Source organism: Verrucomicrobiota bacterium (assembly GCA_016871675.1).
Lineage (GTDB): Bacteria > Verrucomicrobiota > Verrucomicrobiia > Limisphaerales > VHCN01 > VHCN01.
The window spans coordinates 1-22,375 of record VHCN01000057.1; the positions used below are offsets into that span (position 1 = coordinate 1).

Consider the following 22,375-nt stretch of genomic DNA (forward strand, 5'->3'; position numbering starts at 1 on the left):
GGGATGTTCTTGAGGAGGTCGAGCTTGAACTTGCTCTCGTTGCCGGGCCGCTCGGCGAGGCCGCCGAGGCGTCCGCTCTGCGCGTCGGCGATGGCTTGCGCGCGCGTGACGGTGAGCTTCTCGAAGATGTTGTTGGCCTTGATCTCCTTCTTCATCTCCTCCTCGAGCTTCGGAAAGTCCTCGGGGGAGATGCGGTGCGAGCATTCGAGGTCGTAGTAGAAGCCGTTCTCCACGGGCGGGCCGTAGGCGAACTGGGCGTCCGGCCACAGGCGCAGGATGGCGGTGGCCAGGACGTGGGCGCACGAGTGCCGGATGCGCTCCAACTCGGTCATCTTGGCGCGATCGTCGAGAGTCTTGCGCTCGGGGTTCGAGGCGGCGGGCGGCTGGTTTTCGTCAGGCATAGGGAATCAACCACGAAGGCACGAAGGACACGAAGAAGCGCGGGAAGGCTCCGAAGCCGCCTTCGTGTCCTTTGTGTCTTTGTGGTTCAACGGGGCACGCACACGCGGACAGTAGGAAGCGCGGCGCGTGTTGGCAAATGCGAAGGCGGCTCGGATTCTTCCGTTGCCCGAATCGCGGCGGGCGGTAAGCTCCGCGGGCATGACTTCACACCGCATTTCGTTCGCGGTCGCTTGCATCGGCGCTGCAGTCCTCCTCGGCGCTGCCCCGGGCTTTACGCCTCCGGTCACGGCCGCCGAGGCGTTCGAGATTGGGCCGCACAACAAGGACCAGCTCCCGCGCGGCAAGGAGGCCGACGGCATCATCGGCGACTTCGTGCTGCGCAACGACCGCGTCGAGGCCGTCATCTCCGGCAACCTGCCGCTGCGGCGCGCGAACATGAGCACGTTCTACGGCACGAACGGTTTCACGCCCGGCTGCCTCTACGACCTCACGCCGCGCGGCGCGAACAATGACCAGATCACCATCTTCACGCCGAGCGGACAGCAGGGGTTCATCTCGTGGGTCCGGGTGGCGAAGGACGGCCGCGACGGCGAAGCGGTGATCGAGACGGTCACCACCTCCGCGAACAACCGCGGGTTGTTCAAGAAGCACGAGTATCGGCTGCGTGACGGGTGGCAGGGCGTGCTCGTCGTCACCACGTTGCGCAACGAGGGCAAGACGGTCGCGACCGGCCTGCCTGATGACCGCATGACGACGTTCACCGCGACGGGCACGACGCACGGCATCACGTGGGCCGACGCGGTGGACCCCGCGGACAAGGCGGGCTACGCGTTCGGATGGCTCGAACGCGACGGCTTCAAGGCGCCGCCCAGGCAAATCGAACTCCAGCCGGGCCAGGAAATCACTTACGCGCGATTCGTCGCGGTCGGTTCGTCGCCGCTGCAAGCGGTCGCGCTCGTGCTCGCGTTGCGCGGCGAAGCCACCGCGCCGTTCACGGGCACGATCAAGGACGCCGCCGGGTCGCCCGTCACGACGGCGAAGATTGTGGTGTCGGCCCTGGCGGGCGCGGCGGCGACGAATCGTCTTGCGGCGTATCCCGACGCGCAGGGGCGGTTCAGTTTCTTCCTCCCCGCGGGCGAGCACGAAGTGGAAGTCAGCGATCCCGGCCGCGACACGGTGAAGCAACCCATCTCGCTCAAGCGCGACGCGAATCCCGACTTGCAGGTGACGATGACCGCGTCGGCCGGCATCGCGTTTGACATCCGGGGCGAGAACGGCCGTCCGCTGCCGTGCAAGGTGCAGTTTGCGGGCGTCGAGGGCACGAAGTCGCCGAACCTCGGCCCGAACAACCGCGCGCGAGGCTGCGTGGACCAGTATCACTCGCCGGACGGGCAGTTCCGGCAGGCGCTCGCGCCCGGCACGTATCAGGTCACCGTCACGCGCGGCATCGAGTTCGGCCACCTGCGGCAGACGGTGAAGGTCGAGCCCGGCAAGACCGCGGGCGTGAAGGGCGTGTTGAAGCGGCTCGTGGACACGCGCGGCTGGATCAGCACGGATTACCACAACCACTCGACGCCGAGCGGCGACAACACCTGCGGCACGGACGACCGCATCATCAACCTCGCCGCCGAGCACATCGAGTTCGCGCCGACCACGGAGCACATGCGCTTCTACGACTGGCGCCCGCACATCGAGCGGCTTGGGCTGACGAACGAAATCCAGACCGTGCCCGGCGTCGAGCTGTCGAGCACGGGCACGCATTTCAACGCCTTTCCTTTCGAGCCGGTGCCCTTCACGCAGGACAACGGCGCGCCGTTGTGGAACAAGGACCCGCGCATCACGGCCGTCACGCTGCGCGACTGGCAGAAGGCCGAGCCGTCGCGCTGGGTGCAGATCAACCATCCCGACATGGTGGACAATTTCATCGACCGCGACGCCGATGGTTACGCGGACGGCGGCTACCTCGGGCTGCCGTCGCTCATCGACGCGGTCGAGACGCAGAACTACAGCGCGTCGCAAATCCTCGATGGGGTGCCGTTCAAGGTCGGCCGCGACACGCGCACCGGCCGCGAGACCGTGCAATACGTGCGCGAGTTCATCTGGCTTCAGTTGCTCAACAAGGGCCACCGCTACTGGGGCGTGGCCGTGTGCGACGCCCATGCCGTTTACGGCAATGGCGTCGGCGGCTGGCGCACGTATCTGCCGAGCGCGAGCGACGACCCGGCGAAGATTGACTGGCGCGAGAACACGCGCCACGCGAAGGCCGGCCGCATGATTCTCACCACCGGGCCGTTCCTGCAGGTCGAGACCGACGACGGCACGCTCGCCGGCGGCAGCACACGCGCGAACGGCGCGTTGAAACTGAAGGTCCGCGTGCAGTGCACCGACTGGATTGACATTGACCGCGTGCAAGTCCTCGTGAACGGCCGCCCGCGCGAGGACCTGAACTTCACGCGCAAGACGCACGCGCAGTTCTTCAGCGACGGCGTGGTGAAGTTCGACCGCACGATCGACGTGCCACTCAGCGAGGACAGCCACATCATCGTGGTGGCGACCGGCGAGAACTTCGACCTCAAGACCGGCTTCGGCACGAGCACGCAGGCGCGGATCAAGCCATGCGCCTACAACAATCCGATCTTCGTGGACGTGGATGGCGGGGGCTTCACACCCAACGGCGACACGCTCGGCTTCCCGCTGCCCGTGAAGCGCCTCACCGTCGAGGACGCGCGCAAGATGCTGGCGAAGTGAGCCCAGCAATCACGGACGCCCTCCGGGGTTCATCTGCCCGCAATGATCGCCCCCACCGAACCCGCCGCGGGACGCGCGCTGGCCGTGCGGTTGACGAACGTCACCAAGACCTTCGGCGCGCACACCGCGGTGGACGACGTTTCGCTCGAAGTGCCCGCGGGCTCCATCTACGGCTTCATCGGGCCGAACGGCTCCGGCAAGACCACGACACTGCGGATGATCCTGCACATCCTCCATCCCGACCGCGGCGACGTCGAGGTGCTCGGCGAGCGCAGCACGCGGGCGGCGAGCGACCGCATCGGCTACCTGCCCGAAGAGCGCGGCCTCTACAAGAAGATGTCCGTCCGTCGCGTGCTCGGCTACTACGCCGCGCTCAAGGGCATGAACACCCGCGACACGCGCAACGCCACCGCGTTCTGGCTCGCGAAGATGGGGCTCGAGAAATGGGCCGACAAGAAGGTCGAGACGCTCAGCAAGGGCATGGCGCAGAAAATCCAGTTCGTCTCGGCCGTCATCGCGAAGCCGAGGTTGCTCATCCTCGACGAACCGTTCAGCGGGCTCGACCCCGTGAACCTCGAGGTCCTTCGTGCCGCCATGCTCGACCAGAGGCAGCAGGGCACGACCGTGATTTTCTCCACCCACGACATGGCCATGGCCGAGCAGTTGTGCGACGCGATCTTCATGATCTACAAGGGCCGCAAAGTCCTCGACGGCACGCTCGCGAGCATCCAGGAACGCTTCGGCGTGGACACCATCCGCGTCCGCACCACGGGCGGGGTGGACGCGCTCAAGGGCCTCGACGGCGTGCAACTCGTGCGCGACCTCGGGCAGTCGCAGGAAGTCCGCTGCGCGGGCGACCCGCAGGAGCTTCTCAAGTCGCTCGCGGCGCGCACGCGCGTGCAGTTGTTCGAGGTCGCCAAGCCGTCGCTGCACGACATCTTCATCCGCATCGCCGCGCCCGCCGCGGAGGAGGGGAAGCGTGCGTAAAGTCTGGTGCGTCGCGTGGACCGAGTATTGCAACGCGGTCCGGAGCAAGGCGTTCATCATCGGCATCCTCGCGCTGCCGGTCATCATGGCCGTCGCCATCGGGCTTCAAATCGTCGGCGCGAAGCAGCGCGACATTCGCGATCGCAAGTTCGCCATGGTGGACCGCACGGGCGAAATCTACACCGTGGTCGCAGCCAGGGTGCGCGAGCGGAACGCGAGGCAGGTGTTCGACCGCGGCGCCGAGGGCAGCGGCCCGCAAGTGCGGCCGGCCTTCATCCCCGAGCGCGTGGACGCGGGCACGCGGACCGACGCGGAATTGGAGCCCGAACTCTCTGCGCGCGTGAAGCGCGGCGAACTCGCCGGGTTCATCTTCGTCGGCGCGGACATCTTCGACACGGGCACGGACGCCGCGCCGCGCATCGCGTGGCACGCGCAGTCGCACACCGACAACGAACTGGCCGACTGGCTCGAACGCACCATCGCCGAGGAAGTCCGCCGCGTGCGCTTCGAGCGCGCGGGCGTGGACCGCGCGGTGGTGAACCGCCTCACGTCGGTGCCGGCCATGCGGCGGCTCGGCCTCGGCTCGGTGGACACCGCCACCGGCAGGGTCGTGAAGGCGAAGGAACAGAACAAGCTCGCGACGATGGCCGTGCCGGTGGGCTTCATGGTGCTGCTCTACATGATGGTGATGAGCGCCGCGCCCGGCCTGCTCAACACGGTGCTCGAGGAGAAAATGCAGAAAATCTCCGAGGTGCTGCTCTCGTCCGTCTCGCCCTTCCAGCTCATGCTCGGCAAGCTGTTCGGCTCGGTGATGCTTTCCTACACGCTCTCGGTGCTCTACCTCGGCAGCACCGTCGGGATGCTGTGGAAGGCGGGGATGCTCGGGCTCATCCCGCCGGGCACGTTCGCGTGGTTCATCCTCTTCCAGCTCCTCTCGCTGCTCATGTTTGGCGCGATCTTCTCGGCCGTCGGCGCGGCGTGCTCGGAGATCAAGGACGCGCAGAATCTGATGCTGCCCGTGATGATGCTGGTGATGCTGCCCTATTTCGCGTTCCTGCCCGTGGTGCAATCGCCGAACAGCCCGTTCTCCGTCGCGCTGTCGCTGTTCCCGCCGGCGACCCCGATGCTGATGCTGATGCGCATCGCCATCCCGCCGGGGCCGCCCGCGTGGCAAATCGCGCTCGGGCTTGTGCTGACGACCGCGTTCACGCTCGGCTGCGTGTGGGCCGCCGGGAAGATCTTCCGCATCGGCCTGCTCTCGCAAGGACAAGCTCCGTCGCTGGCGAAGCTGGCGAAGTGGGTCGTGTCGAAATGAGCGGCGGACCGCGACCACCGAGAACTGCAGCCCGGAAGGCCGCGGCAACGGGCGCGGGTCAGTTCACTGGAAGCGGCCAGGAGCTCGTGTGACCGAAGCGGGCAGGGGGACGATCATCCCCGGCGCTCGACGATCTGCCCCATGAAGATGGCGAGAACGGATTGGATGAGCGGGTCGTTCTTGAAATCTTCCTTTGTCGCACGCGGCGCCGCCGCCGGGACTGGTGCCGCGACGGACACGGGCTTTGTCTGGGCGCCCGCGATGGCGGTTGGAGCAGAGTTTGCAGACGCGGCAACGGGGGCTCGCGGCGCGGGCGCCTCGGCCTTGACGAATCTCACCATCGCTCCGGGCACACCGAGTTCGGTGAGTTTCTGCTGGAGGATGCCGTGGTTCTTCGCGTTGTCCACGAGGCCGATGTGGTCCGCGAATTCGGGGTCGAAGCCGATCGTGAGCACGCCCGCCGCCAGCGACACGGGGTGCGCTTCGAGCAGGTAGCTGCGCAGGAACGGGCTGGCGCCCTCGACCAATCGCTGCCAGAGCGTCGAGAGGTCCGCAGGCGGCTCGGGAACGGGCGCGTCCGCGAGCGTCATCGGCTGGGGCGGCGGTGGTGTCGCGGCAGGAACTTGCGCGGTCGTCGGCGCGGCCACGGCCGACGCGCCGGTGGATCGGGCACCGGGGCTCGAAGTTGCCGGCGCCGCGGGCGCGGGGCTGGCCGGTCCGGTCGACCCACCCGCCCCGCGGTCGGTGCGAAGCTGCTGGAGCTGCTTGATCACGGTGTCGATGGGCACGGCGTTGCGGGCTTGGATGGCCTTGAGCAGGGCGACTTCGAGAAGAATCTTCCGCGAGGCCGCGTCGCGCAACCGGCTCTCGGTGTCGGTGAGCACCTCGAGGATGCGCGTGAGGGCGGCGGCGTCCGCTGACTTCGACTGTTCGCCGAGCGCGGCGGCCTCGGCTTCGGAGATTTCGAGCAGCGCGAGGTCGCCCTTCGAGACCTGGAAAATCAGCAGGTTGCGGAAGTGGTTGAGCAAGTCGCCAAGCAGGCGGCCGAGGTCCTTGCCGGACTTCGCCAACTGGTCGAGCTCGCGCAGCGCGGGCTCGACATTCCCGGCGAGCACGGCGCCGGACAGCGCGAGGATTTGCGCGCGCGCGGCGAGGCCGAACATCGAGAGCACGTCCGCCTCGGCGATCTGGTTTCCGCAGAAGCTGATGAGCTGGTCGAGCGTGCCCTCGGCGTCACGCATGCCGCCGTCCGCGCCGCGCGCGATGGCGTAAAGCGCGGCGTCGTCGATCGCGACGCCCTCCTGCTTCGCGATGGCGGCGAGGTGCCGGACGATGAGCGCGGCCGGGATGCGGCGCAGGTCGAACCGCTGGCAGCGCGAGAGGATGGTGGGCAGGACTTTCTCCGGGTCGGTGGTGGCGAAGAGGAATTTCACGTGCGCCGGCGGTTCCTCGAGGGTCTTGAGGAGCGCGTTGAACGCGGCCGTGGAGAGCATGTGGACTTCGTCGATGATGTAGATCTTGAATTTGGACGAGGCCGGGGCGAAGCGCGCGCTGTCGCGCAGGTCGCGGACCTGGTCCACGCCGTTGTTGCTCGCGCCGTCGATTTCGATGACGTCGAGCGATCGGCCCTCGGCGATTTCGACGCACTTGGGATCGGCCACGTCGAAATCCGCGCGCGGGCCGCCGGTGCAGTTGAGGGCCTTGGCGACGATGCGGGCCGTGGTGGTCTTGCCGGTGCCGCGCGGGCCGCAGAACAGGTAGGCGTGCGCGACGCGCCCGGCGCGGATGGCGTTGGCGAGCGTGGTGGAGACATGCTCCTGCCCGACGACGTCCTCGAACCGCTGCGGGCGGTATTTGCGGGCGATGACCTGGTAGCTCATGGCCAATGGGCGATTGAAGGGAGCCGGCCCGCCACCCGGCTGGCAACCGGCACTCCGCAATCTGAAACACAAGAAGCCAGGGTGACCGCGGCAGATGCGGAGCAAACTACCGTTGCTGCCTTCCGGCCCTGGCGGGGTTCGAAAGTCCGCATTCCACGGGCCCTGGCAAAACTCGCGTCGGATTAAGGCGCAGCACTCACCTCGCGGCAAGGACAAAGGCGAACAGTGGCCGTGGGGAATCCGGCCGCGACTTCAGCTTCCCAATCCGACATTTTTCGTTCCCTCGGGCCGGTTTCGTGAGAGTCTCCGCACCCGTTTCAACGGCCGCCATGCCCAAGACGCAATACATCGAACTCGGCGATCACACGCACATTCCGATCCTCTACGAGGACCGCTCGGTGATGGCGCTCGACAAGCCCCCCGGGTGGATCCTCGCGCCCGACGCGTGGGAGAACACACGACGCAACCTCCAGCGGGCGATTGATTCCTGCATCATGGCCCGCTTCTACTGGGTCCGCTCGCGCAACCTGAATTACCTCCGCTACGTCCACCGCCTCGACGCCGACACGAGCGGCATCCTGCTCTTCGCCAGGAGTCCCGGTGCGCTCGACACGATCGGCGGGCTCTTCGAACAGCGCGAGGTCGAGAAGCGCTACCTTGCTGTAGTCTATGGGACGCCCCGAAACTCCACTTGGGTGTGCGATGCTCCGCTCGGCCCGGTCCCCGGACGGCCCGGCTACATGCAGGTGGACCCGGTGGAGGGCAAGGAAGCCGAGACGCACTTCCGCGTGCTTGGAACCGGGCGCGACACGGCTTTGATCGAGGCGCGCCCCACGACCGGCCGCACGCACCAGATTCGCCTGCACCTGCTCGAGTCGGGCCACCCCGTCATTGGCGACGTGCTTTACGGCCATGAAATCGGCAGCGCCTCGCGCGGCCGCTCGCGCCTCGGGTTGCGCGCCGTGAAACTCGCCTATCGCGACCCGTTCCAACGGCGCGAAGTCCGCATCCACGCGCCGACGGAGGCGTTCTTGAACGAATTCGGTTTCTTGCGGGATGAGGGCGCGGACGCCGAGCAGGTGGCGCCGAAAGTCGCGCCAGAAAAGGCCCGCCCGCCCCGGCAACCCAATCCACGGCGAAACTGAGGCGGCGCGACGGGCAGCGCGAATCGCGTCGCGCGCCTACTTGCTTCCCGGCTTGATGGCGGGGATTGCCTGCAAGTCCGGCGGCAGTTGCCCCATTGCGAACGTCTCGACGTTCAGCTTGATCAGGCTCACCGTCGGCACACCGAGATCCACCGAACCACCCGAGCGATCCACGAGCATCGCCACCCCCGCGACCGTGCCGCCGTGCCCGCGCACGATGTCCACCGTCTCCTGCACGCGGCCGCCCTTCGTCACGACGTCCTCCACCACGAGCAACTTTTCGCCCGTCGCAATCGTGAATCCGCGTCGCAACACGAGCCGGCCGTCCTCCTTCTCGACGAAGATGAACCGGGCGCCAAGTTGCCGCGCCACTTCCTGTCCAATCACGAGCCCTCCCATCGCCGGCGAAACAACGGTGGCAGCGCCAAGCGAACGGACCTTCGCCGCAAGCGCCGCGCCGAATTTCTCCACGACGGGCATTTGTTGCAGCGCCTGCGCGCACTGGAAAAACTGCCGGCTGTGCAGCCCGCTGCGGAGGATGAAGTGTCCTTCCAGAAGCGCGCCGGTCTCGCGGAATAGTTGAAGCGCCTCGTCGTGTGTCATGCGCGGGCGATGAAAGCGCAACGCAGCGCGGGAGACAACCCCGCGCTTTCGGAACCTGCCTTCCCGAAGGCGCGCGGGTTCGCAATTGCCGTGCTCCGCTCGCACGCCGTAGATTCGCCCGCGGATGAAATCGAATGGCACGGTGTATCTCGTCGGGGCGGGGCCGGGCGACGCGGGCCTGCTCACGTTGCGCGGCGCGGAACTGCTCCGCCGCGCGGACGTGGTCGTGCATGACGCGCTCGTCAACGCCGACTTGCTCCGCCTCGCGCCGAAATCCGCCGAGGTGATCTACGCGGGCAAGCGCGCCGCTGCCCACGCCATCCCGCAGGAGGAACTCAACCGGCTTCTCATCGCGAAGGCGCGCGAGGGCAAGTGCGTCGTGCGGCTCAAGGGCGGCGACCCTTACATCTTCGGCCGCGGCGGCGAGGAGGGCGAGGAACTCGCGGCGGCGGGCATCGCGTTCGAGGTCGTGCCGGGCATCTCGTCGTTCGTGGCGGGCCCGAACTACGCGGGCATTCCCATCACGCACCGCGACCATTGCAGCAGCTTCACCGTCATCACCGGCCACGAGGATCCGGCCAAGGACGATTCGAGCCTCGACTGGGCGCAGCTCGCGCGCGCCGCGGGCACCAAGGTCGTGCTCATGGGCGTCGAGCGCATCAAGGTCATCGCCGAACAACTCGTCGCGCACGGCATGAGCGCGGACACGCCCGTCGCGATGATCCGCTGGGGCACGACCGGCCGGCAGGAAACCATCGAGGGCACACTCGCGGGCATCGCGGACTTGGTCGCGAGGAAGAAGTTCACCGCGCCCGCCGTGACCGTCATCGGCGGCGTGGTGGCGCTTCGCGGCAAGCTGAACTGGTTCGAGAAGCGCCCGCTGTTCGGCCGGCGCATCGTCGTCACGCGCACGCGCGAGCAGACGAGCCAGCTTGCTGCGCAGTTCGCCGAGCGCGGCGCGGAAGTGCTCGAGATTCCGACGATCCGGATTCAGCCCACGGACCGGCGCGAGGCGGTCGTCGAAGCGCTCAGCAGCCTCGGCGAATACAACTGGCTCGTGTTCACCAGCCCGAACGGCGTGGCGATGTTCTTCGAGATGTTCTTCAAGGCGTTCGAGGACGTGCGCGACCTCGGCGCGGTGCGCATCGCCGCGGTCGGCCCGGCCACGGCCGCGAAGCTCAAGGAACTCCACCTCAAGGTGGACGTGATGCCGGAGAAGTATGTCGCGGCCGCGGTGGCGAAAGCCATCCACGCGCACGAGAGCGTCGAGAACCTGCGCGTGCTGCTGCTCCGTGCCGAGGTTGCCAATGCCGACCTGCCCGCCGCGCTTGTGGAACTCGGCGCCATCGTGGACGACGTGGCGTGCTACAAGACCGTGCCCGAGACCGACGACCTGACCGGCGCAACCGCAAAGCTCCTCGAAGCCGGCGCGGACTGGATCACGTTCGCGAGCAGCTCGGCGGTGGAGAACTTCCACGCGCGCTTCAACCTGCCGGAGCTGTTGAAGACATTTCCACAGACGCGCACGGCATCCATCGGTCCCGAGACCACGAAAGCGCTCGCCGCGCTCGGTCTCAAGCCCGCGGTCGAGGCGAAGCAGCACACGATCGAAGGCTTGGTGAAGGCGATCGAGACGAAGCCTTGAATCTTAGCCCCGGTCGTTGCGTGAACAGGATCAGTTGAGTCCATCGTCGTCCTCGTCGTCATCCTCGTCCTCGCGGTCGGATCAATCGCCGCCCCGGTCGCCTCGATAATTCCCCGGTTGACGGCCTGCTCGAAGGGATGGACGACCTGGTGTTGCAGTTCGGCGGCACGCAGGACGGGGACTTGTTCGTGAGCGGGTATGTCGCGTCGCGTCGAATCGGGGGTCAATCGAAAGAGGAAGAGCCTCCCGCCCCGCCACCGCCGCCGCCGAATCCGTAGCGGAGCGGATGACTCTCGCAAGCAGCGCCGGTGCTACAGCTCAAATCCCAGAATCTTCGCGCCCGCCCTCAGCCACAGCGGGATCGTCACCACCGCGGCGATGGTCGTGCCGAGCGAGACGCGCACCGCGGTCGCCACGTCGCCGCCGTAGTGCTTGGCGAGGATGATCGGGAACACCGCGCTCGGCATCGCGGCTTGCAGCACCATCACGCGCTTGAGTTCGATCGAGCACGGCAGCCACTTCGCCAGCAGCAGGAACGCGAGCGGCAGCACGCCGAGTCGCAGCACGGAGCCGGCGAGGATCATCCGCCAGCTTCCCTCCGAGTGGAATTCGTGAAACTCGTCCGCGATCATCGCGCCGACGAGGATGACGCCGAGCGGGATGGCGCACTGACCGAGCAGGTGCGCCGTGGTGACGACGAATTCCGGCAGCAGCGCCTTGCCGCCGGCGAAGTTGATGCCAAGCGCGACGAGGATGGCGAGCACCGGCGGGCTGAAAAGTTTGCGCCAGCCTTCGCCCGCGTCCGGTCCGCCGAGCATCGCGATGCCGATGGTCCAGAAGGCGAGCTCGGTGCCGATGTTGTGCACGAACAGCACGCCGAGCGTTTCGCGCTCGAATAGCAGCAGCCCGAGCGGGATGGCGACGTAGCCGTAATTATGAACGCCGACGGTGAACGCGAACGTCTTTCCTTCGAGCTCAGATTTCGAGCCGGCGGCGCGGCGGAACAGCATCGCGACGGCGATGCCGGCGGCGACGGTGAGGTAGCCGATGAGCGGCGGGAGCAGCACGTTGCCCGCCTGCTGCAGCGCCTTGTTGCCGAGGATGGAGTCGAGGATGAGGCAGGGCGACAGCAGGTTGATGGTGACCTTGAGGAGCGAGGCGTCGGCGTCCTCGGTGAGCCAGTTGGCCTTGCGGAGCGCGACGCCTGCTAGCGCGATGATCACGACCGGCAGCACGGCGCCGAGCACCGGGGTGAAGGCTTGCGAGTCCATCACGCGCGCGAAACGAAATGGCCGAGCAACACCTCGAACTCGATTTGCTGCGCTTCGCGGAGGAGCGGGCGCGGCGCCCCGGTGCCCGGGTGACCGCACGCGGCTTCGACGGCGTCGACGAAGGCGAACGGTTCCCATGGGACCGATGGGTCCGATGCGGGCAACTTCGACACGCGCGATGCGATCTCGCGGAAGGCGGGGTGCTTGCCGGCACGGCGAAACCAATACTTCGAGTTCCAGTAGTCCGGCTCGCGCCGGTGCATGATGCCGTGCACGAAGCTGGCGTCGGCTCCGGCGATGCCCTGCGAGATTTCGTGCGAGGTGTCGAGGTGGTCGTGCCACAGCAGCACGAGCGCGCGGATGAGCGCGGCGTCTTCGGCGCCGATGCCTTCGAGCAGCGGGGCGAGCGAGCGTTCGAGGGGGGGCAGGTCGAGGGCGGCGGCGCGGCGCCCGGGCCCGAGCGAAGCGGGGCCGGCCGCGCGCAGCAGCGCGAGGAGTTCTTCAAGTCGCGACGATGGCGGCATGATTGGACACGAGTCGCGTGACTCAAAGGAGCCCGGCCGTCTCGGGGAACCCGAACATGATGTTCAGGCATTGCACGGCCTGGCCGCTCGCGCCTTTCACGAGGTTGTCCTCGGCGCTCATGACGATGAGCCGGCCGGTGCGGGGGTCGAGGCGCCACGCGATTTCGAGCGTGTTCGTGCCGGTGACGTTCTTGGTGTCGGGCAGCGCGCGGCCTTCGAGCAGGCGCACGAACGGCTCGCGCTCATAGGCGGCGCGGTAGCAGGCCGCGACTTGCCCGTCGAGAGCGGTGGCTTCGGTGGCGTTTGCGAAGTGCTTCGCCGGCGCAAGATACAGCGTGGTGAGAATGCCGCGGTTCACCGGAATCAAGTGCGGTGTGAACTGGATGACGACGGGCGCGCCCGTGGCAAGCGAGAGTTGTTCCTCGATCTCGGAAAGGTGGCGGTGCTTGGGCACGCCGTAGGGACGGACGCTTTCGTTGCATTCGACGAAGAGGTAGTCGGCCTCGGCCTTGCGGCCCGCGCCGCTCACGCCGCTGAGCGAGTCGGCGATGATGCCGTGCGACTTGATGAGCCCCGCGCGCAGCAGCGGGATGACCGGCAGCAAAATGCTCGTCGGGTAACAACCCGGCGAGGCGACCAGAAGTGAGTCCTTGATCTCACTGCGACGGATCTCGGGCAAGCCATAGACGGCCTTCGCGAGCAACTGGGGCGCGGGATGGTCGTGCGCGTAGAATTCCCTGTAAACGTCCGCGCTGCGGAGGCGGAAGTCCGCGCTCAAGTCAATCACGCGGCAACCTTGCTGGAGCAGCGGCACGGCGAATTCCGCCGCGACACCGTGCGGCAGCGCAAGGCATACGACGTCGGCCTGCTTCGCAAGCCGTTCGGCGTTGGGCTCAACGAAGCGCAGTTCGCGCGCGCGCGGATGGCTCGCGAACTTGGGGAAGACTTGCGCGACGGTCTGTCCCGCCTGCTGGCGGGAAGTGACCGCGACGAGCTCGACGCACGGGTGCGCGAGCAGGAGGCGGACGAGTTCCTCGCCCGAGTAGCCTGACGCGCCGATGACCGCGGCGCGGATTCTTGGATTCGACATGTTGGGTGATGGAGTAACGGAGCGACTGGAAAAAGCAATCCCGCGCAAGAGAAAAGCCCCGCGGCGCGTGCCGGCGGGGCTGCTGAGAGCGGGAGCGGTTTAGCGCTTGGAGAATTGGAACCGCTTGCGCGCGCCGGGCTGGCCGTATTTCTTGCGCTCGCGTCGGCGCGGGTCGCGCGTGAGCAGGCCGTGTTCGCGGAGCAGCTTGCGGAAGTTCTCATCGGTCTGGAGCAGCGCGCGGGAGATGCCGAGCCGGAGCGCGCCGGCCTGCCCGTGGGGCCCGCCGCCGGCGACATGGGCGCGGAGGTCGAACTTGCCGCTGGTGTCGGTGGCCTTGAACGGCTGGAGGATTTCGGCGCGCTGGTCTTCGATGGGGAAGTATTGCTCGAAGCCGCGGCCGTTGACGGTGATCTTGCCGCTGCCCGCGGCCATGTGGACGGTGGCTACTGCGGTCTTGCGCCGACCGGTCGCGTTGATTGCTTGGAGTGTGGCCATGGGTTCTGCGGGTTACTTGGAAGAGGTGAGCGGAACCGGTTGCTGGGCTTCGTGCGGGTGAGCCGGGCCGCGGTAGACCTTGAGCTTGGTGATGATCTTCCGGCCGAGGCGGTTCTTCGGGATCATGCCCTTGACGGCGTGGGTGATGAGCAGTTCGGGGCGGCGGGCGCGGCGTTGCGCGACGGTTTCGTATTTCTCGCCGCCTTTCCAGCCGGAGTAGGTCATGAACTGCTTGTCGGTTTCCTTTTTCCCGGTGAGCACGACCTTCTCGGCATTGATCACGACAACATACTCGCCGCAGTCGATGTGAGGCGTGTATTGGCTGGTGTCGCGGCCGCGGAGTTTGTTGGCGACTTGAACGGCGAGCCGCCCGAGCACCATGCCTGTGGCGTCCACAACGCACCATTTGCGGCGCTTTATGTCAATGACTGGCAGAAATGTCTTCATCAAGCCTCAAACAAAGGAGCGCGAAGCTATCAGAGGAGAATTCGAAGTCAATAGCCCAGTCGCCGCGAAAAACGACAGCTCGCGGGCTTGATCTGCGCCTCACTCGCGCGTGGCCGCCGGCGGGACCAGTTCAATCCGCGCTTCAGCAAAGTGCGGAGCCGCCGGTGCCACGGTCGTCGCTCGCAGGACGGCAGCCGCGGGAAACGGTCCGGCCTGCGCACCAAGGGTGAACTTCAACATCGCTTCGCCCTGCCCAGCCGCGAGCACGACGGGATGGCTTGTGACCCCGGTGACGTGCGCGGGCAGCACGGCTTCGACCCGCACCGGCGCGTCGCTGATCGAGGGATCGCGTTGGACGCGGACGCTGATTTCGACGGACTGCCCGGCTGCCGCGGGGATGGAGTGGCGGCCCGCCTCGACGGTGAGCAATCCGCCCGAGATGACCACGATCACTTGGTCGGGTTGTTCGTTGGAGGAATAGCTGACGACGTGCTCGGTGCCGTCGTGGTCCTTCACCACGCCGCTGGTCATCAGTTGCGAACGGCTTGTGCGGCCGATTTCCATCCACGGCGGCAGGGTGACCGGGTAGACAAACCGGTCGGCTTCCGGTGGCACGACAAGTTCCCGACCTGCCGCTCCCTGCAGGTGGCGGCCCTGCCGGTCGGCGAAGCGCACGGTAATCGGGCCGGTGAAGCCGCCGCGGTCGAGTTGATAGTGGCGGTTGAAAACCGTCCCCCGCGGGCCGAGTGCGAACAGGTATTCGCCGTAGTGCTTGAAGGGCGTCGGCAATGCAACCGCGAGCAGCACGGTGTCGAGCGCGGGTTCGCCGCGCCGGGCAGCGAACGTGGCGGTGCGCGTGATGTTCTGGCCGTTGATCGTCGCGGTGCCGCGCACCGTGATGGGGCGCGCTCCGATCGTTGCCTGCGGTCCGGCGTTGAACGCGAGGTCGTGCACAGGTTTCTTCGCGGCGACCCTCGTGTTTGTGACGGTGACGTGATCGGGCAGTCCTTCGACCGAGAGTTCGATTTCTCCGGCGAAGGAACCGATGGATGCGATGTGGAGTTTCAACTGCCCCGGCTTGTTCTTGCCGCGCGGATTCTTCGGGTCGGGTGTCGGTCCGTCAACGAGGTCGCGGACGACGTTGAGCGCGTCGTTTGTGAAGGCGATCTGAAAATCCGGTGCGGGTGGCGGCCCGACGCGCAGCCGGTAGGCGAACTCCGGCCCGCCGCGCGACGCGAAGCGATCGGAGACGCGCAAACCAAACTCGCCGTCCGCCGGCGGCTTGAACGAAAGCGCGAGGTCGCCGGTGTCGCCCGCGGCGGATTCGGCGCGCGCGAGTTGCCTGCCTTGCGCATCGAACACGGCGAGCACCGGCGTGAGCGGGCTGCCGAGGCGCGGCGCGGCGAGCGTCAGGTCGAGGGCTTCGCCCTTCTTTGCGTTGAAGGTCCAGCCATTCATCCCGCCGGGCGCGGCGATGCGCCCGTTAAGCATCGCGGGCGGGGTGAACGTGGCGGTGGCCGGCGAGTGGGTGTATTCGGGCGCGTCATCCACCTCGAGCAGCACGGCGTTGGCGGGCCTGCCGGCGGGCGCGGGCGTGGCGGCGAAGCTCCGCGCGGCATCGGCGGGCACGCCCATCTGTGCCGTGCGCGCCGGGAGCGCGTGGCCCGCGAGTTCGAATTGCGCGGCCTGGCCTCGTCGCGCACCGAGCGGGAAGATGGAGTTCACCACCGGCCCGCTCGTGATCGTCAGCCGATACACGAAGTGTTGAAGCCCGGCAAAGCCGACATCGTGGATGCGGACGGAACACACGCCGTCGGAGGCGGCCTTGAAGTGCAGGCGCGGGTCGCCGCGCTGCGTGGCGGTGGCCTCGCCGAGTTGGCGGCCGTCGGCATCCGTCGCCACGAGCCGCGCCTGCAACGGCGACCCGACGCTGTGCGCGGCCACGGTGCACGTGAATTCCTGGCCCGCGCGCGCCGGGAAGGTCCACACGTCGACGTCCTCGCGGGGGAAAATGCGGCCATTGATTGTGACCGGCGTCTTCACCGCGACGGGAATCGGCTCGCCGTCGAGTTCCACCTCCGTCACCTCGGGCAAATCGCCGACCAGAAACCGCATCGCGGGCGCCGCGCCCTGCGAGGTCCACACACGCCAGTAGCGGGTTCCCTCCGGCGCATCTTTCGCAATGGACACGCTGCCCGCGTGGTCTCGCGGGTAGTTCTCGCTCGCCTGCGAGGCGGGCAGCGGAATGACGGGTCCCTCGAACCAGATGGTGTTCGTCTCGCGGACTCGCGGCAGGGCGGTCACGCCCGCGCCGAGCATCTCGAAGCCGGCCTGCCCGTGCAGGTAATGGCCGCCCACGCGGAAGTTGACCGTGGTGCCGCGCTGCCCGCCGGCGGGGAAGATGTAGGAGACGGACGGTTCTTCAGCGGACGCGGGGTGGAAGGAGGATCCAAAGGCCAGCGCGCCAAGGGCTCCCAATCGCAGCGGCAGGAACCAACGCGCCCCTTCCAGTTCACGGGAAAATCCTCGTGCGATGGTCATTGGAATTCCGCATGAAGCGATCGCTTCAGAGCAACTCGCTGATCACCCGTCCGTTGTTCGCCAGCATGACCGGCCGGCCCTCGGGAGTTTTCATTTCCTCGCGCGGGTTCAAGCCGAGGAGTTGATACATCGTGGTCGCGAGGTCTTCGGGGCCGTAGGGATTTTCGGCGGGCGACTCTGCATACTTGTCGCTCGAACCGGCGACGCGTCCGCCATGGATGCCGCCGCCGCCGAGGCCGACGGTGAAGCACTTGCCCCAGTGGTCGCGGCCGGCGTTCTTGTTGATGCGGGGTGTGCGGCCAAACTCGCCCGAGAGAATCACGAGCGTCGTGCCGAGCATGCCGCGGTCGGCAAGGTCGCGGAACAGCGTGGACACCGCGGCGTCAAACTTGGGCAGCAACTGGTCTTTGAGCGACTTGAAATTGCCGTCGTGCGTGTCCCAGTTCGAGTGTTCGACGGTCACGCAGCGGACGCCCGCCTCGACGAGTCGCCGCGCCATGAGGCACGACTGCCCGAGCGTGTTGCGCCCGTATTCGTCGCGGAGGTTCCCGGGTTCCGCGCCCAGGTTGAAGGCTTGCTTCGCCTGCGGCGAGGTCATCAGGTCGAAGGCGCGCTGGTTGAACGCGCTGACGTTGCGAGCGCCCGCGTTCGCCTGCGCTTCGGCAGATTTTTGGTAACGGTCCACCTGCGAAAGCAGCGCGCGCCGGGCTTCGAGGCGGTTGGCCTCGACGGACAGAGGCGGCGCCATGTCCGGCACGGAGAAGTTCGGCGCGTTCGGGTCCGCCTCGATTACGAACGGCACCGCGCTCGCCCCGAGGAACGATGACCCGCCACTCGGATGCATCATCGGCAGGCAGACGTAGGGTGGCACCGACCCGCGAGCGCCGAGGCGGCTGGCAATCACGGAGCCGAAGCTCGGGAAATGGTTGTTCGGCTTGAGTCCGCCGTTGAAGCCGGGGCCCGGGAAGTAGCCCGTGAGCATGTAGTGGTCGGCCGGCCCGTGATCCGAACTGCGATGCGTGAACGAGCGGATGAGCGAGAATTTGTCCATCTGCTTCGCCACGCGCGGGATGAGTTCGCCGACCTGGATGCCCGGCACGTTCGAGGCGATGGGGTTGAACTCGCCACGGATTTCGGATGGCGCATCGGGCTTGAGGTCGAACGTGTCGATCGTGCTGAGCCCGCCCTTGAGGAAGACGTAAATGACGGAGACATCCGACTTGTCCGCCGCGACACCCGCGGCCGTGGCGCGCGCCCGCGCCTCAAGCAATCCGGGCATGGTGACGCTCGATCCGAGCACGCTCGCCGCGCCGATCCGGAGAAAGTCCCGGCGTGCGATGCCATCGCAAAAGGTGGGGTGCGTTTTCATGGTCTGTGGCCAATCTACGGACGAAGTCTTCGGAAGGCAATTCACAGTTTCCCCGGCCATGCAGGCCGGAGGCGCGACGCCCGGCGCCGCTGTCAGAACTTCGCCTTGATCCCGCGGATCATCGTGCCGACCGCGGGCACGTGCTCGAAGACGCCCGCGGTGCTGTCCCAGAAATCCTGGTGCAACACCACGCGGCCGTCCGGGGCGAAGCGGATGTGCGTCACGCCCATGGTGCGGATGGTCTCGCCCTTGCGGAGTTTCTTGAGGCGAGTGTCCATCACCCAGCGGAAGTAGTAGTTGCCGCCCGACTCGGCCACGTCGTCGAACTGAACCGTGATGCGCTCCGCGCCCTCCGCGGTCGCGAGGAAGTAGGCCTCGATTGCCGCGTTGCCGCGGACAGTCTTGAGGGTGTCGTTCAAGTAAGCGTCGTCGGAGTAAACCAGCCGGGTCTTCGCGCGCACCGAGTCGGCGGTGATGACCGAGAGGAAGTCCTTCACCCGCGCGATGGCGGCGCGTTCGGTTTCGCCGTCTTTCGCGAGGGTGGGCTTCGCCGCGGCTGCCGCGAGCGCGTCGCGATACGGCGCGGCCGTGTCGAGCACGACCGGCGTGGTGCGGCAGGCGGCCAGCGTCGCGAACAGGGCCGCGAAGAGGAGTGCGAGGAGTAGGAACAGAATCTTGCGCATGGCCGGAATGTAGGGACGAATCGCCGCGGCGCGCAAGCAGTCCGGTCGCCGCGCCCGCGCAAGGCCTCACTCCGGCAGGTGCGAGAGCGAAGCAAGCAATTGCTTCTCCCGCGCCTGCCAGTCGGCGAGGCGCTTCTGATGCTCCGCGAGCACGGCGGGAGACGCCCGCTGCGTGAAGCCGGGATTATTCAGCTTGTCCTGCGCCCGTGCGATTTCGGCGCGGACCTTCTCGATCTCTTTCGTGAGCCGCGCACGCTCGGCTGCAATGTCCACGAGTCCCTCGAGCGGCAGGAACAGTTCGCCGAGCGCGTTCGAGACCACCGGCGTGCCGCGCGACGGCGTGAACGCGCAGTTCACGTCGAGCGATTCGGCATTCAGCAGGAGGCGCATCACCGCGGCTTCAGCCGGAGGCAATCCGCCCGCGGGCTTGAGGATGAACTTCACCTTCTTGCCCGCGGGGATGTTGAATTCGCGGCGCAGGTTTCGGCCGAGCGAGACGAGTTCATATTTCGCCGTGGCGACCTGATCCGCTGCGTCATCTAGGCCGAAGTGCGATTTCTCGGCGTCGCTCAGCGGCTTGGGCCATGGCGCGAACATGATCGTCTTGCCGCCTTGGTTGTCCGGCAGGTCGCGGTTGAAACCCATGCCGTGCCACAACTCCTCCGTCACGAACGGCAGGAACGGATGGAACAGCCGCAGCGTGTTACCGAGGGCGAAGTCGATCACCGCGAGCTTGTTGAGCTTCAAGCTGTCCGATTCCGCGTCCCGTTTTCCGCCTTCCGCGCTCCCCAGCACCGCCTTGCTCGCCTCGACATACCAGTCGCAATACTCACTCCAGAAAAAGCGGTAGAGCGATTGCACGGCAGTGGCGAAGTTGTAGCTCGCGAGCGCGTCGCTGACCTCGCGGATGGCCTGGTCGAGGCGAAGGAGAATCCATCGGTCGTCGCTGGTGAGGAGGGCGGCGTTGATTTCACCCTGCACCTCGCCGCCCTGCATCTGCCGGAAGCGGCAGGCGTTCCAGAGCTTGTTGCAGAAGTTCCGGCCCAGTTCCACGTCCTTCTCATCGAAGAGCACGTCCTGGCCGAGCGGCGCGCTGCGCATGGTGCCGAAGCGGAGGGCGTCCGCGCCGTATTTGGCGATGAGTTCCAGCGGGTCGGGGGAGTTGCCGAGCGTCTTCGACATCTTGCGGCCCTGCTTGTCGCGGATGATGCCGGTGAAATAGACATTACGAAACGGCAGGTCCCCCATGTATTCGTAGCCCGCCATGATCATGCGGGCGACCCAGAAGAAGATGATGTCCGGCCCGGTGACGAGGTCGGTGGTCGGATAAAACTTCTTCAACGTCTCGTTGTTCTCCGGCCAGCCCATCGTGGCAAACGGCCAGAGCCAAGAGCTGAACCACGTGTCGAGCACGTCGGGGTCTTGGGTCCAGCCGCCACCCTTGGGCGCTTCAAGGCCGCAGTAAACTTCATTACCGCGATACCACACCGGAATCTGATGCCCCCACCAAAGCTGGCGGCTGATGCACCAGTCCTGAATGTTCGTCAGCCAGTGGTCATAGACTTTCGCCCAGCGGTCGGGATGGAACTTCATCTGACCGACTGGAGCGTTGACAGCCGCCAACAGGTCACGCACTTTAAACCCAGCGTTCGGTGCAGGCTGGGTGTCCAACTTCCCCTCACGGGGATGCGCTTCCAGAGATTTACCACCGGACGCTATTTTTTTTGCCTTGTGGTCGTAATGCACCGTGCCGTCGCGGAACTCCTTGGCCGTAATCAGCACGCTGAACAGTTCCCCATCCAAGGACAAGGCCGCCACGAGCCGGTGAACCTGCTTGACCATGGGATTGGCGGGCTCATGCGGGGCGCTGGAGAGCCAGACAGCCTTTTGAATCAACTCGGGCAGCACGACCACGGCCTTGATGTTCGCCACGCCCAGATTGCTGAAGGCGTGCGACAAGCCCTGCCGACCCACGCGAATCTCCAGCCCTGAGTCCAGGTTCTTGAACGGATGACCAAGGAGGCGGTGACTGCGTGCGTAGGCCAGCGCCGCTTGCCGCAGATCCTTGATGGTTTTGCCCACCAACTCACGCCCCGTGGCCGTGACGATGGCGGCGGTTTTTTCCACCAAGGCGGTCTGCTCCACACACGCCTTGCTTAGCTCCACGCTCGGATACTTGAGAAACCACTGCTCGCTCAAGCGCGGCTCGATGGGCACGTCCGCCCGCTGGCTGAAGCCCACGTTGTTTTCGTAAGGCTTTTCCTCCGCGAGCGCGCCTTGCTCGGCGAGCTTCTCCGACGCCAGCTTGCGCGCCTTGAAGCGGTCCAGCCCGCGCAGGTCCGCGCCGGCGAGGTCGTTCATGGTGCCGTCGGCGTTCATGATGTCCACGAGCGGCAGCTTGTGGCGTGAGCCAATGTCGAAGTCCGCCTTGTCGTGCGCGGGCGTGACCTTCAGCACGCCGGTGCCGAACTCGAAGTCCACGTGCTCGTCGCCGATGATGGGGATGAGCTTCTGCTCGCGCGGCAACTCGGCAGGCAGAGGTCGGACGATGTGCTTGCCGATGAGGTGCGCGTAACGCGGGTCCTTCGGATTCACGGCCACGGCAGTGTCGCCGGGGATGGTTTCGGGACGCGTGGTGGCGATGGTGAGCCAGACGCGGCCTTCGGAATCCGTCACCGGGCCGGCCTTCGGAGCCGCCCCCTGACCCTTGCCCTCTCCCCCGGTGGGGGCGAGGGGATTCACTGTGGGCGAGGTTGGCGCGCTGCTTTCTCCCTCGCCTCCATCGGGGGAGAGGGCCGGGGTGAGGGGGCGCGGACCACCTTTCGCCGGCGAACCATCCACTTCCACCGCTTCCACTCGGAAGTGATACATGAAGCCTCTCTGCGGTTTCATCTCCACTTCCTCATCCGACAACGCTGTCTGCGAGACGGGACACCAGTTCACCATGCGTTTGCCGCGATAGATGAGGCCCTTCTGGTAAAGCTCCACGAAGACCTTCTGCACGCAGCGCGAATACTCCGGGTCCATCGTGAAGCGCTCGCGCGTCCAGTCGCACGAGCACCCGAGCTTCTTCAACTGGTTGATGATGATGCCGCCTTTTTCTTCCTTCCACTTCCACACGCGCTTGAGGAACTCCTCACGGCCCAAATCGTGCCGGGTCTTCTTCTCCTCTTTCTTCAGCGCCTTCTCCACCTGCACCTGCGTGGCGATGCCCGCGTGGTCGGTGCCGG

16 protein-coding genes and 1 other RNA gene are annotated in these 22,375 nt (G+C 66.6%); 5 read left to right on the forward strand and 12 right to left on the reverse strand.

All coding sequences use genetic code 11. The annotated features are described in order from the left end of the window. Window positions 1–401: threonine--tRNA ligase (locus FJ386_11650; GenBank protein ID MBM3877362.1), on the reverse strand; the 401-nt coding region annotated here is incomplete at its 3' end. A 199-nt stretch (window positions 402–600) separates the two neighbouring features. On the opposite strand from FJ386_11650, the gene FJ386_11655 reads away from it, so the two are divergent. The 3 genes from FJ386_11655 to FJ386_11665 are packed head-to-tail and all read left to right on the forward strand — an operon-like array spanning window position 601 to window position 5,452. Continuing rightward, a complete protein-coding gene (locus FJ386_11655) occupies window positions 601–3,150 on the forward strand; it encodes a carboxypeptidase regulatory-like domain-containing protein (protein MBM3877363.1) in 2,550 nt (849 codons plus the stop codon). Window positions 3,151–3,192: 42 nt separating this feature from the next. After that, entirely contained in the window at window positions 3,193–4,137 is a 945-nt protein-coding gene (locus FJ386_11660; protein MBM3877364.1) for an ATP-binding cassette domain-containing protein, read from the forward strand. Further along, window positions 4,130–5,452 (forward strand): ABC transporter permease, encoded by a 1,323-nt coding sequence (locus FJ386_11665; protein MBM3877365.1) that lies wholly within the window; start codon window positions 4,130–4,132, stop codon window positions 5,450–5,452. Before FJ386_11660 ends, FJ386_11665 begins: the two co-directional genes overlap by 8 nt. 113 nt (window positions 5,453–5,565) lie before the next feature. On the opposite strand, the gene dnaX is transcribed toward FJ386_11665, so the two are convergent. Together dnaX and ffs are read right to left on the reverse strand one after the other, a co-directional pair. After that, the gene (gene dnaX, locus FJ386_11670; protein MBM3877366.1) at window positions 5,566–7,332 is read right to left on the reverse strand and encodes a DNA polymerase III subunit gamma/tau; all 1,767 of its coding nucleotides are present in this window, start codon (window positions 7,330–7,332) and stop codon (window positions 5,566–5,568) included. A gap of 71 nt (window positions 7,333–7,403) precedes the next feature. Continuing rightward, window positions 7,404–7,500: signal recognition particle sRNA small type (gene ffs / locus FJ386_11675), an RNA gene on the reverse strand. 161 nt (window positions 7,501–7,661) lie between these two features. On the opposite strand from ffs, the gene FJ386_11680 reads away from it, so the two are divergent. Next, window positions 7,662–8,477, forward strand: a complete 816-nt coding sequence (locus FJ386_11680; protein MBM3877367.1) for an RluA family pseudouridine synthase — start codon at window positions 7,662–7,664, stop codon at window positions 8,475–8,477. Between the two features lie 36 nt (window positions 8,478–8,513). Here the strand turns inward: FJ386_11680 and FJ386_11685 are convergent, their stop codons facing one another. Further along, a complete protein-coding gene (locus FJ386_11685) occupies window positions 8,514–9,080 on the reverse strand; it encodes an orotate phosphoribosyltransferase (GenBank protein ID MBM3877368.1) in 567 nt (188 codons plus the stop codon). A 124-nt stretch (window positions 9,081–9,204) separates the two neighbouring features. Here FJ386_11685 and cobA point away from each other — a divergent pair, with 124 nt between their 5' ends. Next, window positions 9,205–10,725: a uroporphyrinogen-III C-methyltransferase gene (gene cobA, locus FJ386_11690; protein MBM3877369.1), complete on the forward strand. Its 1,521-nt coding sequence runs from the start codon at window positions 9,205–9,207 to the stop codon at window positions 10,723–10,725. Between the two features lie 311 nt (window positions 10,726–11,036). Here cobA and FJ386_11695 read toward each other — a convergent pair whose 3' ends face one another. From FJ386_11695 to FJ386_11730, 8 genes are all read right to left on the reverse strand, one after another. Beyond that, window positions 11,037–12,134, reverse strand: a complete 1,098-nt coding sequence (locus FJ386_11695; protein MBM3877370.1) for an AEC family transporter — start codon at window positions 12,132–12,134, stop codon at window positions 11,037–11,039. 408 nt (window positions 12,135–12,542) lie between these two features. After that, entirely contained in the window at window positions 12,543–13,610 is a 1,068-nt protein-coding gene (locus FJ386_11700) for an N-acetyl-gamma-glutamyl-phosphate reductase (GenBank protein ID MBM3877371.1), read from the reverse strand. 99 nt (window positions 13,611–13,709) lie between these two features. Then, window positions 13,710–14,105, reverse strand: a complete 396-nt coding sequence (gene rpsI / locus FJ386_11705; GenBank protein ID MBM3877372.1) for a 30S ribosomal protein S9 — start codon at window positions 14,103–14,105, stop codon at window positions 13,710–13,712. A gap of 12 nt (window positions 14,106–14,117) precedes the next feature. After that, entirely contained in the window at window positions 14,118–14,552 is a 435-nt protein-coding gene (gene rplM / locus FJ386_11710) for a 50S ribosomal protein L13 (protein ID MBM3877373.1), read from the reverse strand. 99 nt (window positions 14,553–14,651) lie between these two features. Next, complete coding sequence (locus FJ386_11715) at window positions 14,652–17,093, reverse strand: hypothetical protein (protein ID MBM3877374.1); 2,442 nt, start codon at window positions 17,091–17,093, stop codon at window positions 14,652–14,654. Between the two features lie 25 nt (window positions 17,094–17,118). Further along, window positions 17,119–18,522 carry a DUF1501 domain-containing protein gene (locus tag FJ386_11720; GenBank protein MBM3877375.1) on the reverse strand — a complete coding sequence of 468 codons (1,404 nt, stop codon included), beginning with the start codon at window positions 18,520–18,522 and terminating at the stop codon, window positions 17,119–17,121. Between the two features lie 32 nt (window positions 18,523–18,554). Further along, window positions 18,555–19,145, reverse strand: a complete 591-nt coding sequence (locus FJ386_11725) for a nuclear transport factor 2 family protein (GenBank protein ID MBM3877376.1) — start codon at window positions 19,143–19,145, stop codon at window positions 18,555–18,557. 66 nt (window positions 19,146–19,211) lie between these two features. Beyond that, window positions 19,212–22,375, reverse strand: a 3,164-nt coding sequence (locus FJ386_11730; GenBank protein MBM3877377.1) for a valine--tRNA ligase, incomplete at its 5' end; no start/stop codon positions are given.